This is a genomic window from Candidatus Hydrogenedens sp. (genome assembly GCA_035361075.1).
Lineage (GTDB): Bacteria > Hydrogenedentota > Hydrogenedentia > Hydrogenedentales > Hydrogenedentaceae > Hydrogenedens.
In genome coordinates this window covers 1-15,169 of sequence record DAOSBX010000011.1, presented here as the reverse complement: position 1 = coordinate 15,169, position 15,169 = coordinate 1, and the positions used below count along the sequence as shown (strand labels likewise).

10 protein-coding genes are annotated in these 15,169 nt (G+C 37.7%); 6 read left to right on the top strand and 4 right to left on the bottom strand.

Going from position 1 to position 15,169, the window contains the following annotated elements:
- Window positions 1-158 precede the first annotated feature (158 nt).
- Entirely contained in the window at window positions 159-551 is a 393-nt protein-coding gene (locus tag PLJ10_05025) for a tryptophan-rich sensory protein (GenBank protein HOK09007.1), read from the top strand.
- 18 nt (window positions 552-569) lie between these two features.
- Here PLJ10_05025 and PLJ10_05020 read toward each other — a convergent pair whose 3' ends face one another.
- The gene (locus tag PLJ10_05020; protein HOK09006.1) at window positions 570-1,973 is read right to left on the bottom strand and encodes a deoxyribodipyrimidine photo-lyase; all 1,404 of its coding nucleotides are present in this window, start codon (window positions 1,971-1,973) and stop codon (window positions 570-572) included.
- Between the two features lie 96 nt (window positions 1,974-2,069).
- Between PLJ10_05020 and PLJ10_05015 the strand changes: the two genes are divergently transcribed.
- Both PLJ10_05015 and PLJ10_05010 read left to right on the top strand, forming a co-directional pair.
- Window positions 2,070-3,689, top strand: coding sequence for a sodium-dependent transporter (locus PLJ10_05015; GenBank protein HOK09005.1), 1,620 nt, complete (start codon window positions 2,070-2,072; stop codon window positions 3,687-3,689).
- Window positions 3,686-3,820: a hypothetical protein gene (locus PLJ10_05010; protein ID HOK09004.1), complete on the top strand. Its 135-nt coding sequence runs from the start codon at window positions 3,686-3,688 to the stop codon at window positions 3,818-3,820. The genes PLJ10_05015 and PLJ10_05010 overlap by 4 nt, the downstream gene beginning before the upstream one ends.
- Window positions 3,821-3,867: 47 nt before the next feature.
- Here PLJ10_05010 and PLJ10_05005 read toward each other — a convergent pair whose 3' ends face one another.
- Together PLJ10_05005 and PLJ10_05000 are read right to left on the bottom strand one after the other, a co-directional pair.
- Window positions 3,868-6,546 carry a fused MFS/spermidine synthase gene (locus PLJ10_05005; GenBank protein HOK09003.1) on the bottom strand — a complete coding sequence of 893 codons (2,679 nt, stop codon included), beginning with the start codon at window positions 6,544-6,546 and terminating at the stop codon, window positions 3,868-3,870.
- A 25-nt stretch (window positions 6,547-6,571) separates the two neighbouring features.
- On the bottom strand, window positions 6,572-7,129 hold the full coding sequence (locus PLJ10_05000; protein ID HOK09002.1) for a TIGR00730 family Rossman fold protein: 558 nt from the start codon (window positions 7,127-7,129) through the stop codon (window positions 6,572-6,574).
- 321 nt (window positions 7,130-7,450) lie between these two features.
- Between PLJ10_05000 and PLJ10_04995 the strand changes: the two genes are divergently transcribed.
- The 3 genes from PLJ10_04995 to PLJ10_04985 all read left to right on the top strand — a co-directional run bounded on the left by PLJ10_04995 (window position 7,451) and on the right by PLJ10_04985 (window position 13,623).
- Window positions 7,451-8,776: a Gfo/Idh/MocA family oxidoreductase gene (locus PLJ10_04995; GenBank protein ID HOK09001.1), complete on the top strand. Its 1,326-nt coding sequence runs from the start codon at window positions 7,451-7,453 to the stop codon at window positions 8,774-8,776.
- A 37-nt stretch (window positions 8,777-8,813) separates the two neighbouring features.
- Complete coding sequence (locus PLJ10_04990; protein HOK09000.1) at window positions 8,814-12,521, top strand: ThuA domain-containing protein; 3,708 nt, start codon at window positions 8,814-8,816, stop codon at window positions 12,519-12,521.
- Between the two features lie 175 nt (window positions 12,522-12,696).
- Window positions 12,697-13,623 carry a DUF1559 domain-containing protein gene (locus PLJ10_04985; GenBank protein ID HOK08999.1) on the top strand — a complete coding sequence of 309 codons (927 nt, stop codon included), beginning with the start codon at window positions 12,697-12,699 and terminating at the stop codon, window positions 13,621-13,623.
- A gap of 281 nt (window positions 13,624-13,904) precedes the next feature.
- On the opposite strand, the gene PLJ10_04980 is transcribed toward PLJ10_04985, so the two are convergent.
- A complete protein-coding gene (locus PLJ10_04980; GenBank protein HOK08998.1) occupies window positions 13,905-14,789 on the bottom strand; it encodes a TIM barrel protein in 885 nt (294 codons plus the stop codon).
- Window positions 14,790-15,169: the final 380 nt, after the last annotated feature.

The window sequence follows — 15,169 nt, the reverse complement described above, 5'->3', positions numbered from 1 at the left end:
ATTCCAACAACTTTTTAGTTTATCTTTTGTATTGTATAAGGGATTGTCCCATCATGCTTATTTGTTAATTTTATAAAATAGATAATTGTAGGAATTTTGTTCGAAACATTACTTGTTTAATTGGAAGTTAGAAATTTGCAAATGTAAGAGGTGAAGTTATGAATGAATATTATCAGCAGTTAATTAAGCCCTCGTGGTCGCCACCTGCATGGGTATTTGGTCCTGTGTGGTCTGTGTTGTACATGATAATATTTCTTTCCTATGGGATAACATTTTGGATGGTTATTACTAAAAAAATCCCAGCCTATGTGTTGATTCCTTTTGTTTTAAATCTAATATTTAACTTCCTATTCACACCGATTCAGTTTGGGTTGAGGAACAATTTACTCGCCAGTATAGATATTCTGTTTGTGTTAATGACTATAATTGCTACAATCATTTTTATATATCCCTATAGTAAGTGGATTGCATTTTTTCAGATTCCCTATCTTCTATGGGTGAGTTTTGCCACAATTTTACAATTGACAATCACCTACTTTAACTGGAAGTAGATTTTATTTTTAGCGGTATCAGGATTTGTTTGTTTTATATGTTGTTCTTTTAAACAAGAACTTAGCCCGTTCTGCTTCATCATGATGATTCACTATTGGGGCAGGATAATCAATCCGTGGATAATCCTTGTAAAATATATGCCATTGATGGATATGGTCAGAAGGAACATTTATTAATTCGGGCACCCACTTTTTTATGTATTTTGAGTCAGGGTCAAATTTTTTTGACTGTAGCCATGGGTTGAAAATTCGGAAATAAGGTTGAGCATCACAGCCTGTTCCTGCTACCCATTGCCAATTCCCATTATTTACAGATGGGTCGTAGTCAATTAGTTTTGTTGCAAAATATTTCTCGCCCCATAACCAGTCAATATGTAGATCTTTTGTCAAAAAAGAACCTACAATTAGACGAGCCCGATTATGAAGCCAACCTGTTGTTTTTAATTCTCGCATCCCCGCATCTACAATTGGAAATCCTGTCATTCCTTCTGTCCACAACGTGAAGGCATTTTCATCTCTGTTCCACCATACATCCTGAAAGGAACTATTAAAAGCTTTCCCAAATACATAGGGGAAATAAAAAGCGATTATAGTAAAAAAGTCTCTCCAGTATAATTGACAAAGTATAGGTTCTGGGTCAGGATTGTTGCTTTGTATCGCATAAAATACTTCCCTTGGAGATAAACATCCAAATTTAAGATACGGGGATAAAAAGGTATTTATTTCTTTTTCTAACATATCTTTCTGGTTTCTATAATCCTGTAACATACATGCTCTTTTCAGTATCTTCAACCCTTCATTTCGACCCCCTTTTAACCGGGCTTTTTCATTTTTATTGGGTAAAAACTGTAAGGAAGTAAGTTCTTGAATTTCGCCTGAGATATGTTTCTGATAATATTGAGTATCAGTTACTTTCTGTGGTTTGCTAACAGGTATGGTCATTACCTTTTTATAGAAGCGTGAGAAAACAGTTATTGGTATATTATTGTCGCTAAGGGTGTCTTCAGGTTTGACTAATAAGACATCGTCCAATGAATACAACGTAATGTTATGTTTCTTGCAAAATGTGCCTATATCCTTATCACGTTCTTTTGAAAAGGGGGTATAATCTCTGTTAAGAAATACTGCATCAAAACGAACGGTTTCAAAAATATTCAGCAATACCTCCTCAGGTTTTCCATAAAATAAATATAATGTTGCTCCTTCGATTATTAAGTTTTCCTGTAAATCTTGGATACTTTCCACCATAAATCGGACAGCAAAATCGCCTCGATAAGGATTGTTTTCTATCTGGCGTGGGTCAAAGATGAAGCAAGGAATAATTTGTTGGCATATCTTTGACCCATATATGAATGCGGAATTGTCTATTATTCTTAAATCCCTTCGGAAAATAAATAAACCTATAGAATGTTTTTTATTCATAACACTTTATTTTTTTACAGTAGTTTTGCAAAGTTATTTATTTAGTAGTGTATAATTCATTATTCATATTACACAACACACTTAGGGAAGTTAAAAATGCGTCGTGGTCCTGTAAAAGAGTTAGGTTGGGGTAGTCGTTTCGGTTTAATTATGGCGATGGCGGGAAATGCTGTGGGTTTGGGCAATTTTCTCCGTTTTCCAGGACAAGCAGCACCCTATGGTGGTGCTTTTATGGTCCCCTATTTTCTGGCCCTTTTGTTAATAGGTATCCCATTAGCGTGGATAGAATGGAGTATAGGTAGAAGAGGTGGTGCATATAAGCATGGGACGACGCCAGGGATGTTTTATAGGCTCTGGAAACATCCTATTTCTAAATATCTTGGTATTTTTGGGATACTTCTCCCAGCAATGGTCGGGATTTACTATATTTATATCGAATCATGGGCATTGGGTTACGCATGGCAGATGGCAACTGGAATGCTTCGTGGAAAGCATACATACGAAGAGATGAAAATGTCTTTTGGATCGTATGTGGGGACTACAAATGCAGGTTTAATTAGTTTCAGTAGTGTTTCATATACCTTTTTCCTGATTGCATTTCTGATAAATATTTTTGTTTTAGGACGAGGAATTGCAAAGGGGATAGAGATTGTTGCGAAGTATTGCATGCCTGTTTTAATAGTCTTAGGGATGATACTGGCGGTTCGTGTTCTGACTTTGCCACCACGAGGAGAACATCAGACCGTGAGCCATGGATTGGCTCAAATCTGGCGATTAAGTCCACAGGATTTTCAAACCTTAATGCGTCCCCATATATGGATTGCGGCAACAGGGCAAATATTCTTCACTCTTAGTGTAGGTTTAGGAATGGTTCACACGTATGCCAGTTACCTCAAAAAGAAACACGACCTGACTTTAAATGGACTTACTGCATGTGTGACCAACGAATTTGTTGAAGTCGTTTTAGGTGGTTCGATAGTTATCCCTGCGGCAGTAATTTTCTTTGGTGTCGAAAGAGCCCGAGAAATTGTAGCCACAGATGGAACGTTTGCCATTGGTTTTTATGCCCTGCCCCTTATATTTGAACAGATTCCTTATGGTGAAATGTTTGGTGTCATGTGGTTTTTCTTACTTTTCCTTGCTGGGCTTACATCCAGTATGGCAATGTTTACGCCACTGCTTGTTTTCTTAGAAGATGAATTGCAAATAGACCGACGAGTTGGGGTACTACTTGTAGCATTTTTTGCGTTTATGATGATGCAACCTGTTATTTTATTTAATCATCATAAGGTTCTTGATGAGTTAGACTATTGGATGGGCACCTTTGGCTTGGTTTTATTCGTTGCAATAGAAACCGTTGTATTTTCATGGATATTTGGTATTGATAAAGGCTGGGAGGAATTACACCTGGGAGCAGAATTAAGAATCCCAAGAATTTATTACTACATTATGAAATATATCACCCCTGTTTTTGCAGTAGGTCTTGTAGTATGGTTCTGCTATGATGGATTACTTGAAAAAATTACCATGAAAAATGTCCCAGAGGCAGATGTCCCCTATATTTGGCTTGCTCGAGTGATGATTATCATGACGACATCGTTCCTTATGTGGGGTGTCTGGTATGCATGGCAGACACACCCCAAATTCTTTGAAGATGATGAGGAAGCAAATCCTCAAAATATTCCATCACCTTCGAAAGAGGGATTAGCCTTATGATGACGTGGTATTCGTATGTATATATGTTTACTGTTTGGGCTGTTATTACTGGATTGAATATCTATTGTTTTTACAGGGTTTTTAAAAGTAAGAATATTGTAACTCATGAAGAAGATGAAGAAGAAAAGTAAATAAATTTGGTAGATGCGGAATTATCTTATTATTACTAATATTACAACTATTTTAGGTTCAGATTTTGAAACCATTCTTGCCATATTACATCATTTTCGAGGTATGGTGAGACCTCGGAAATTACAGCCCATGCCTTGTCTGTTTCATCCCAGCGGATATATTGTTCAATTTGTGCCATAGCAATTGTTCGTAGATAATATTGGGCTTGTTTATTATTTTTATCAATTCCTAATGAATTAATGAAACGTTGGCGTACCTCGTCACCTACTAAGAGGCCATCATAATATAAGATTAATCCATCTAAATCTTGTTGATGTGATTGTTGCCTTTTTATTATTTGTTCTCTTTTTTCTTTAGACAAACCCTCATACGTTAAATTATTTTCTATCTTTGAAAAGCATTGTTTTAAGCGGTTTAAATTTTGAGGGACACTTTTGCGATTGTATATATATTTTGGGGCGTCAAATTCAACCCATGGAAATGTATCTGTTATAAATATTCCTTCTTTGGAAAAGTGAATAAGGCTTTCTTTATTCATTACAAAACATGCCATAATCTCTTCTATATCTGGGAAACCCGCTTGTATCATTGCCTCCTTCAATACAAAGTTTTGCTCTAAAATTTTTTCCAACCTTGATGGGTCTAATAATAGAGGTTGATTTGAACCAACAAGGAATAGGTCAGCATTTACAAACAATCCTGCACAATATGGAAAAACATTTGCAAATGTATGCACAACCGACTGAACAATCTTTTCACTGGAGCTGTGAAATGGAACCCACTGGGAAACCATACCTCCATCATTAAGATGTTGCAAACAGAACTGATAAAATTCTCGAGTATAGAACATAGAAACACCTGCAAGGGCTAAGGGCATAGGCTCCGTTGTAATAAAGTCATATCCTTTTCCAGCACGGATAAGGAAGTTTCTTGCATCGTCAATATGAATATTTAGATGATTCATATCAAGGACATTAAAATTTTTATCAGCGAATAACGTGCTTGCCTGAAGTACCTCTGGTGAGATTTCTACTGCATCTATTTCTTTAAAACCTCCGATTCCTAATGTCCCACATGTAATACCCGAGCCGAAACACATAAATAAAACCTGTTGCGGGTCACGATTAAACATGCGGGGGATAATCCCTTGAAAACGATTCATTCGTACACCACGCTCAACCGCTGTGGTCGCCTGTACTCGATTAATCCACAAAACCCTTTCGTCATTAGGATTTATTTTCTCTGGGGCACTTACGGCCACGGTACCTTCTATGCCTTCTTTAAAAAATAAAATCTTATGTTTTTCTGGAAGATAAAAACGATTTATTTTTTCCATGAGTAGTGATGGACAAATGGAATAAGATAGTGCGAATGATGCAAAAATAATGGAAACATTGATAGCACGGTATTGTTTGTCAATGAGGGCAAAGATGATACCGACAGCAAATAATAGCAATCCCAAATAATATATTCCTTTCTCACACCCCATTACTGGAATTATGAAGAAACCACCAACTATGGAACCAACAATTCCGCCAATTGTGTTTATACCATAAGCAAGACCCACTTTAGAGTAGGAGTTCGTTTTTAATCTACGAATTAGGGTCAATGCAAATGGAAATGTAAATCCAAAACCAATCATCGGAAGAATTAGGATTAGAAAGGCAAAAAAGAATTTTCCGAATATGCCATAATAAAAATTGGTTGTGACTTCTAAGTCAAATTGTTTTATCCATTCTGGTAGTCTGGAAATAAAAAACAATGTTAATAAAATTCCTGTTCCTGTAATTCCATAACCCAACCCTAAAATTCCAGATTTGTTTTTAATTTTTTTTATGAGAACGGAGCTAATAAGAGCACCTAAAGCTATACCCACCAATACAGAGACAAGTACAGAGGTGTATGCATAAGTTGTCCCTAAAAAAACCATAATTAATAATCTTGTCCACAACACTTCTAACGCAAGACAAATTAACCCTGAAATAAAAACCCCCGCCAATAGTAAAATATCTATTTTATCGATGCCTATTTCATTGTTTGGGAACTCTTCTTCAATTATGTTTGTCTCCGCCTTTATAAAAGAAATAGGACTGTTGGAGATTATTAAGGCAATAATGCCTGCGACAATATTAACTATAACTGCCAAACCAGTTGTATATATATAACCAACATTTGGAATTAATATAAATCCTGCAAGTATAACGCCTATTGTAGCTCCAAATGTGTTTGTGAGATAAAGCATGGAAATATGTCTTTCAGTCGATGTTCCCCTCATATAGTCGTATTTAGATAGCAATGGGAATGTCATACCCATCCCGATAGATGGCAGGGTAAACCAAACAACAGCAATTATGACCCGTAAGACAAAGAAAACAGTTGCGTTTTCTGGCATTGATTTAATTAGGAAAAGAATAAAACCGCTCCAATCCGTTGCCATTTCGATAATTACCCATGCCCAGAGTCCAATTAATAATTCCACCATCGCATACCATCGTATGGGGTTTAATGTTCGCTCAGCGATACGTCCGCCAATGAAACTACCCACACCAAGGCCTAAGAAAAAAATACTTAATACTGCGCTAACTGCATAAGTGGTAGTTCCAAGCAATAGCATACATTTACGTGTCCAGATTATCTGATACATCAATGCACTACCACCGGACAGGAAAAAACAAAGATACAGGCATAACCTGAAAATAAAGACTAATCGCCTGTTTGGTTCCATATACGACCCTTAAGCAAAGGTTATTCTATAATCCAATATTTAAAAAGTGCCGTTCTATCTTTTCCACAATTTCATCGCCAGTATTTATGCTTTGATAAAGTTGAGTGTGTTCAACCCCAATAAAATGGTATTTATACATCTCTTTTATTAAATCATCAATAGGTTTGAAATAATTATTAATATTGAACAGGAAGATAGGTTTTCTATGATATTTTAACTGTTTTGAAGCAAGCACATTGAAGAACTCATCTATTGTGCCTATCCCGCCTGGTAGGACAATAAAAACATCCGAGAGCCGTTCCATAACCTCTTTCCGTTCATGAAGGTCTTCAGTAATAATTAGTTCTGTGCATTGCTCAAACACGAGTTCAGGTCGGTTTAGATATTTAGGAACCACGCCAATTAAAAATCCGCCATGTTTATACATTCTTTTAGATAGTACGCCCATCAGACCTACTCGTCCAGCTCCATATACGATTCGATATCGGTGTTGAGCCAGCAAATCTGCCAGATGCTCTATATCTTTTCGGAAATTTGGAATGGATAAATCACTCGAACCAGCAAAAATACCTATTGTCTTCATATCCTGTTGTCTTTGATAAAAAAGTTTAATGATAAATAAGTCAAAATAAAACCTCACTATTATAACAAAGATTTTGAAAATGTCTTACTATCAGAAAATATTTTTGAACTTTGTGTATAAGAAGAGAGGAGGAAATAAAGGAAAGTCCAATATAACCGTAGTCAACAAATAAAGAGTGGATTAGAATGGATGCTATTGGAAAGGTGTGACAATTACTTTTTATTTTATAATCAAAACTCGTTTTTTATTTGTATAGTCTGATATGATAAAAAAATCTTTCTATTCAAGCAATGAAACCCAATTTATGGAGGTAAATTTATTATGAAACGGAAAAAACATAAAAAGGAATCCCTAAATCGAAGGGAATTCCTGAAAAGAACGGGGCTTGCCTCGTTAGCAACAGTTGCATTCCCGTATATTATTCCCAGTAGAGCATTGGGACTTGATGGAGTAGTGCCTCCCAGCGAACGGATTACAATTGGTTGTATCGGAGTTGGTGGTATGGGGACGTCCAACATGGAAGGTTTCCTTGACCAGCCATCAGCACAGGTTGTGGCGGTATGTGATGTAGATGGAAAACATCTTGAATCAGCAATGAAAAAGGTGAATGACCGTTATGGCAACCAGGATTGTGCAGGCTATAAAGATTTTCGAGAAGTGATTGCCCGTGATGATATTGATGCAGTATCATTAGCCCTCCCAGACCAATGGCATGCAATCCCTGCAATCATGGCGATAAAAGCGGGGAAAGATGTTTATGGTGAGAAGCCATTAGCAGGTTCTATTAAGGAAGGGAGAGCTATTGTAGATGCAGTGGAACAATATGGTAGGATTTGGCAGACGGGTAGTTGGCAGAGGTCACAGGAACATTTCCGCCAAGCCTGCGAACTTGTTCGTAATGGCTACATTGGTGAAGTGAAGTATGTTGTTGTAGGTTTACCAGCGAAGAATTCGATAAATAAGGGTAGTACTACACCATCAGACCCACCTCCATGGTTTGACTATGATATGTGGTTAGGACCAGCTCCGTATGCACCGTATTGTGAAGCACGCTGTCATTGGAATTTCCGTTGGATTAGTGATTATGCTGGTGGACAATTAACTGACTGGGCAGGACACCATTGTGATATAGCCCAATGGGGAATGGGAACTGAACTCACAGGACCCGTTGAAATTATCCCAAGAGGTGGACATTGGCCCAAAGCGGAAGACGGACTCTTTGATACCGTAGAAGATTATGAATTCCTGTGCAAATTTAAAGAAGGCTTCGACATGTTAGTAACTGCGAGACAAAAGGGCGGCGTATTATTCAAAGGTTCAGAAGGATGGATACATGTTGACCGAGGTGCGTTTGATGCTTATCCGAGGTCTTTAGTTCAGACAGAAATTAAGCCTCACGAATTACATTTATACCGTTCTTCAAATCATATTGGAAACTTTTTAGAATGTGTCCGTACACGTAAAAAAACGATTACTCCTGCAGAAGTCGCACATCATTCCATTATGATTGGGCATTTAGGGCTCATTGCCTTGAAATTAGGGAGACCGCTGAAGTTTGACCCCGAAACAGAAACGTTCTTAAATGATACAGAAGCAAATCGTATGCTATGTAGGCCGATGCGAGAGCCATGGCATCTTAATATATAAAGATTAATGAACTCTTTGTTTATAAAGGAGAAATAATATGAGTTACAGAACAAAACAAATGATTTTGGGAATAGCCTTTGTTGCAATTATATTTGCCTGTTTTCCCACAAATCTTTTTGCAGAACCAACTATTAAAGCATTGCTAATTACGGGACAGAATAATCACCGCTGGGACATCAGTTCACCCATTTTAAAGGATGCTTTAGAAAAGACAGGTCTATTTCAAGTGGATGTGCTTCAAGCACCTCCTCAAGGTGGTGATTTTTCATCTTTTCAGCCAGAGTTCCAAAATTATCAAGTAGTTGTATTGGATTATAATGGTGACCCTTGGCCTGAAAATGTAAAGCAATCTTTTGTCTCGTATGTGGAAAATGGTGGCGGTGTTGTTGTTTATCACGCTGCAAATAATGCTTTCCCTGAGTGGCCAGAATTTAATAAAATTATTGGCCTTGGTGGTTGGGGGAACAGAGATGAACGTTGGGGTCCGTATGTCCGTTGGCGTGATGGTAAGGTAGTAAAAGATAATACACCGGGACCCGGTGGTAGCCACGGGACACAACATGCATTCCAGGTGGTTATCCGTGACCGTAATCATCCCATTACCAAGGGACTTCCTCCGATATGGCTTCATGCAAAAGATGAGTTGTATGACCGTCTGCGTGGTCCTGCAGAAAATCTAACCGTTCTTGCAACTGCTTATTCCAGTCCTGATGAAAAAGGAACTGGAGAGCATGAACCCATTCTCTTTACAATTCAATATGGAAAGGGAAGAGTTTTTCAAACCGCTTTAGGGCACCCTCAGGAGGATACACCCGTTGCATTACAATGTGCAGGCTTTCTTACTACATTTTTGCGTGGTGCGGAATGGTGCGCCACGGGCAAAGTGACTCAACCTATACCGGAAGATTTTCCGGGTCCTTATGAAGTACGTATTTGGGAAGAAAATAGGTATATTCCATTTGCAGAATTATTAGAACGAATAAAGGGATTTAAAGCGTTAGATAGTCGTGCTACGATAACTCAAATTAATGAATATCTTCGCATTATGACCTCTGATAAAAGGTCTTTAGCAAATGTAGAAAAAGAGATGATTAAATTTCTTCTCTCTGATGCGACAACGGACGCCAAGAAATATGTATGCTCAAAATTAGGGGAATTAGGCTCTCAAGAATCTGTTCCAGTACTGGCTGATTTGTTACAGGTTCCGGAACTATTTGACTCTGCACGTTTTGCCCTTGAAAAAATTCCTGGAGAAGCTTCGGCTCTCTCATTGAGAAATGCACTACAAACGGCGGAAGGTAAGAATCGTATCGGGATTATTACCTCTCTTGGTTTGCGAAAAGATGTTAAATCTATCCCCTCTATTGCAATATTTTTGAACAACAGCGACCTTGATACTGTAATTTCTGCAGGTTCTGCTCTATCCATGATGGAAGAAGAAAGTGCTCTTTCCGCATTATGGACTGCACGTTCACAAGCCACCGAAACAGCCCGTTTGAAATTAACACAACATGTATTTGCCTGTGCCGATAAAATTTTAGCAAAGAAAAAATCACCCGATGCTATTGCAATAATACGTAATTTGTCAGCAGACAATTCGCTTACCCCTTCTCTGCGAATAGCGTCGCTACGAAGTTTAGTAAAATATTCTGAGGAAGAAGGTGCAAAGGCGTTAGTAAAAGCAATGGGTGATCCAGATGCAGAATTTGTTCGTCTGGTAATAAGTGCGACACCCTTAATAAAGAATACAAAAATTTTATTAAATGTTGTTTGTAAGGAGATGGCATTTTCATCACCAGACAATCAAGTACAGTTTATTAATTTGTTTGCCTCACAAAAAAGGAAAGATATACTTCCTTATGTAGTAAACAGCCTTAGTAGTGAGAACCCGGCTATCCGAGAAGCCAGCATAAAAGCACTTGGTGTCATTGGGGGTAAATCTGAAGTAGAGTTACTTATACCCAAAGCACTCGGTGAAGGGGATGAAGCAGAATTAGCCAAGGCAAGCCTTGCTTCTATGCCCAGAGAAGATGTGGGTAAAGGTATGTTGGAGATATTAAAGAAACCTGACATAGACCCCGTTCTAAAAAAACTTCTTCTCCCGTTAGTTGCGAATCGAAAAGTTCCCGGTAGCGAACCTGTAATACTCCAGTCTGCTGGGGATGCTGATCCGGAATGTAGAATTTCTGCCATAAAAAGTCTGATTGAACAACCTAATGTAGAGATGCTCGACACTGTTCTGCAAATATTACCAGGGGCCAATTCTAATGAAGAACAAGGACTATTTGAAGAACTAATTTTAAAAATTGTATTGCTTAATCCCGACGAAACGGAAAAGCAATTAGTAAAAATTTCAACGTCGTTAGATTCCAATCCTGCATTACCTGTACAGACCACTTTACTTCGTGTACTTGCAAGGTCTGGTCATGCCAAAGGATGGGAAAAACTAAGTACGTTAATAAATCCGAATACACCAGCGGATAAATTAGGCGTTGTGATACAAGCCCTGAACGAATGGCCTGATGATACACCTGTTTCAGTCTTATTCGAGTTTGCTCGTGCCAATCCTGATTTTGCACAGAGAGATACTTTACTCGAAACATGTTTAAATCTGGCACAAAAAACGAAAGCTTCTGACGAAGAAGTTGTTCAAAGAATTGCTTCAATATTGGAATTGAACCCTTCCGCAACAATAAAGAAAACCGCATTAGAGAAAATAGCCCAGCGAAAGGTAGACAGTTCGTTACCACTACTACTTAAATATCTTAATGAATCTGAGGATTCTGTTAAAGAAACGTTGATTCGCTCTCTATCCAATTGGAGGAATGCGGAACCTATGAATGCTTTATTAGAACTTGCACGTACAACAGAGAACGACTCACTTCGTAGGCAAGCACTTGCTGGTGTTATCCAATTGTCGGACAATATCTGGAATATGCCATCCGAACAACGAACACAACTCTTCAAAGACGTTATTACGATTAGTACAAAGCCAGAAGTTTTAAAGGGTGTTATTGGTGCGTTACAAAATACATCTTATCCAGAAGCGTTATCTATTGTCTTACAATACCTTGATAACGAACAGGTAAAAAATGAAGCAGAAGTTGCTGTTGTAAAACTTTCTAAAACTCTTATCGGTATTGCTCCTGATTCAGTTGTACCTGCTCTCGAAAAAGTTATTGCTCAAGGACAGATGGAACTCATTAAACAAGAGGCACAGAAAACTCTGGAGATAATTCCCAAGTTTGAGGATTTTATTACTACGTGGATGGTTTCGGGTCCCTATGTTAACGATGAGATTAATCCTAACATGCTTTATGAATTCGTGTTTGCCCCCGAAAAACCGGAAGAAGCCGAGAAAGTATTATGGAAGCCTGTCTCTACGGGTTCAAATCCTAATAAGCCTATGGTTGTTGAACTTCATAAAATATTAGGAGGAGAAAACCGTGTCGCTTACCTAAGTACTTATGTATGGAGCGATGCAGAACAGGATGTAAATTTGTTAATTGGTAGCGATGATGGTGCTCGTATCTGGGTTAATGGGACGAAGGTGTTTGGGAAAAATACAAACCGTCCTTGTGTCCCCGATGATGATACCATTGCAATACATTTACAACAAGGATGGAACCACATACTTGCCAAAATACGGCAAGGTAGTGGACAATGGGAATTCTGTGCACGTATCCGCAAAACTGATGGTTCTCCATTTGAACCGAAACTAAAAACTGCGATATTGCCAAAATAAATATTAAAAGGTAAATTATTAGAACACGCCCTAACATTTTAAGGTTAGGGCGTGTGTTTTATTAATATTGTTAAGAATATCTTGACTTCTGAAAAAAAATGGATTAAAATAATAAGTATGGATAATATTTATTATCATATTTATCAAATTAATTTTTAATATTGAGGAGAACAGTATGAAAAAGTCAGGTTTTACTCTCATCGAACTTCTTGTCGTTATTGCCATTATTGGTATTCTTGCGGCAATACTTTTGCCAGCACTTGCTCGTGCACGTGAAGCGGCACGTCGTTCCAGTTGCCAGAATAATCTAAAGCAAATTGGGCTTACATGTAAAATGTATGCAAATGAAGCCAAGGGAGAAAGGTTTCCACCTTCAAAACTTTACAATTGCACGGGATTAAGTGGTGAATTTGTAATAGACTGTATGGCGGTATATCCGGAATACTTAAATGACCCTGCTGTGTTATTATGTCCTTCCGCAACAACAGGAAATGACCCAGAGAAAGTATTTAATAAGGCGGATAATCGAGCCCAGGTTATTGGTGACCGTGCCGGAAATTTAGTTCCTACAGCCGGTGTTCCTAATACTGAATTTTATCCATGCGAAGTAGATGATAGTAGTTGTTCTTATTTGTATTTGGCATGGAATACATGGTTCCCGGGAATTATTGACCGACCCGACCCACCGGAAAATCCTGATGTAGATGTAATGATAGACTGGTTGTTAGCAAATAATCCGCAGGTAGTAATTATGTTAGGTGAGCTTTACCCTCGTTTGGGAGACCCAACGAAAAATGATGAAGATTTTTCATTCTTTGATGGCACCCAGAACCTTACCATGTATCGTCTGAGAGAAGGAATTGAAAGGTTCATGATAACAGATATCAATAATCCTGCAGCAAGTGCCAAAGCCCAGAGTGAAATTCCTGTATGTGGTGATTGGGTTAGTACCGATGTCGGTCAAGAGTTTAACCATGTGCCTGGTGGTTGTAACTTCCTATATATGGATGGTCATGTTGAATTTATTCGATTCCCTGACAAATGGCCTGTGAACCGCACAATGGCTGTTTTACAAAGCGAAGAAATTATGGATAGGTTCTAAAACGTTGTCTAAATATCAAGGGGCAGATAGTTAATATCTGTCCCTTTCTTTATGCTTGGTGAAAAAATAATTCAGGCTCTAAATAATACAACGTGTAAAGACAGAGATTTGTATAAACCTGTATTTATATTTCACGTCATTTTTTTAACGAATTTAACATGGCAAAAATATCATCTGTACAATTATAAAGGGAAAGATTAAGAGATTCAGACAGATGTTAATTTAGAATCATCTGTATTCTTATTATCAATTTTGAGATGAATATATACTAAAAACAGACCTTATACATTGCAGATTTCGAAGGCGCGTTTTAGAGATTGAAGTGGGTCTGGATTTTTAGGGACGAATTCGTGAGCAACGAAGCCATCGTAATTAAGTTCTGCCAGGACCTCACAAATTCTACGGTAATTTAATTCTTGTGTTTCATCAATGTCGTTTCTACCCGGAACACCACCGGTATGGATATGTCCAATATATTGGATATTATCTGTGATTGTTTGGATAATATCGCCTTCCATAATTTGCATGTGGTAAATGTCGTAAAGAAGTTTAAAACGTGGTGAACCGATACGTTTAACTAATTCCACACCCCAAATAGTATGGTCGCACATATAATTTTTATGGTCGCGTTTGCTGTTGAGCAGTTCCATAATGACATTGACACCTAATTGTTCTGCTAATGGGATGATTTCTTTTAAACCTTTAGCACAGTTTTCCAGTCCTTCTTTGTCATCAATTTTACCGCGATTACCGGAGAAAACAATCATGTTTGTCAAACCTGCAGAGGCTACCTCATGGAGTCTTTTCTCCGCATTTTCAATGAGGCGTTTATGATTGGCGGGGTCGTTCCAGCCTTTTTCGATTCCCCCAGGACCATTTGCCATAGTGCAGATAAGCCCATGCTCTTTGACAATTGCCCATTCGTTCGGGTCAAGTAAATCAATACCAACCAAGCCCATCTCTTTTACTGCTTTGCAAAATTCAGGCATGGGAATTTTCCCATAACACCAACGCGAAACAGACTGCTTAATACGACCTTGTTTGGGAGTTGAATCCTGAGCTGAGACCGTTTTAGCCATAATTGATGAGGTTAAAGCAGTTGTAGTTATTACCTTTATGAAATCGCGACGACAAGGTTTATTTTTTGAAGGTATTTCTTTATTCATGATGTGCTCCTTTATAAAAAGTTAAATTTTTTTATGTATTATTTTTTTATTTGACTTCTTAAAATCAAATTGTATATTATGGAAAAATCATATAAATTTTGATGGTAGAAAATTTATTTGACATTTAAGATAAAATTGTGTAATATTACAGGAAATGAATGTTTTTTCTTTTTATGGAAGGAAATATAAATTTTAAAATAAAACTCTAACAATGGAGGTAGGTACGATGAATAATTTGAGTAAAGCAACGGTAATCAGAGGGACTTATCTTGCTGTTTGTGTTATGACAGTAATGATGCTCTCTATGAATGTCCAAGCATTAGTAACATTGACGAAAGAAGTTACAGGGTTGGACGCGAATGGCTATTTTGTCAATGGAG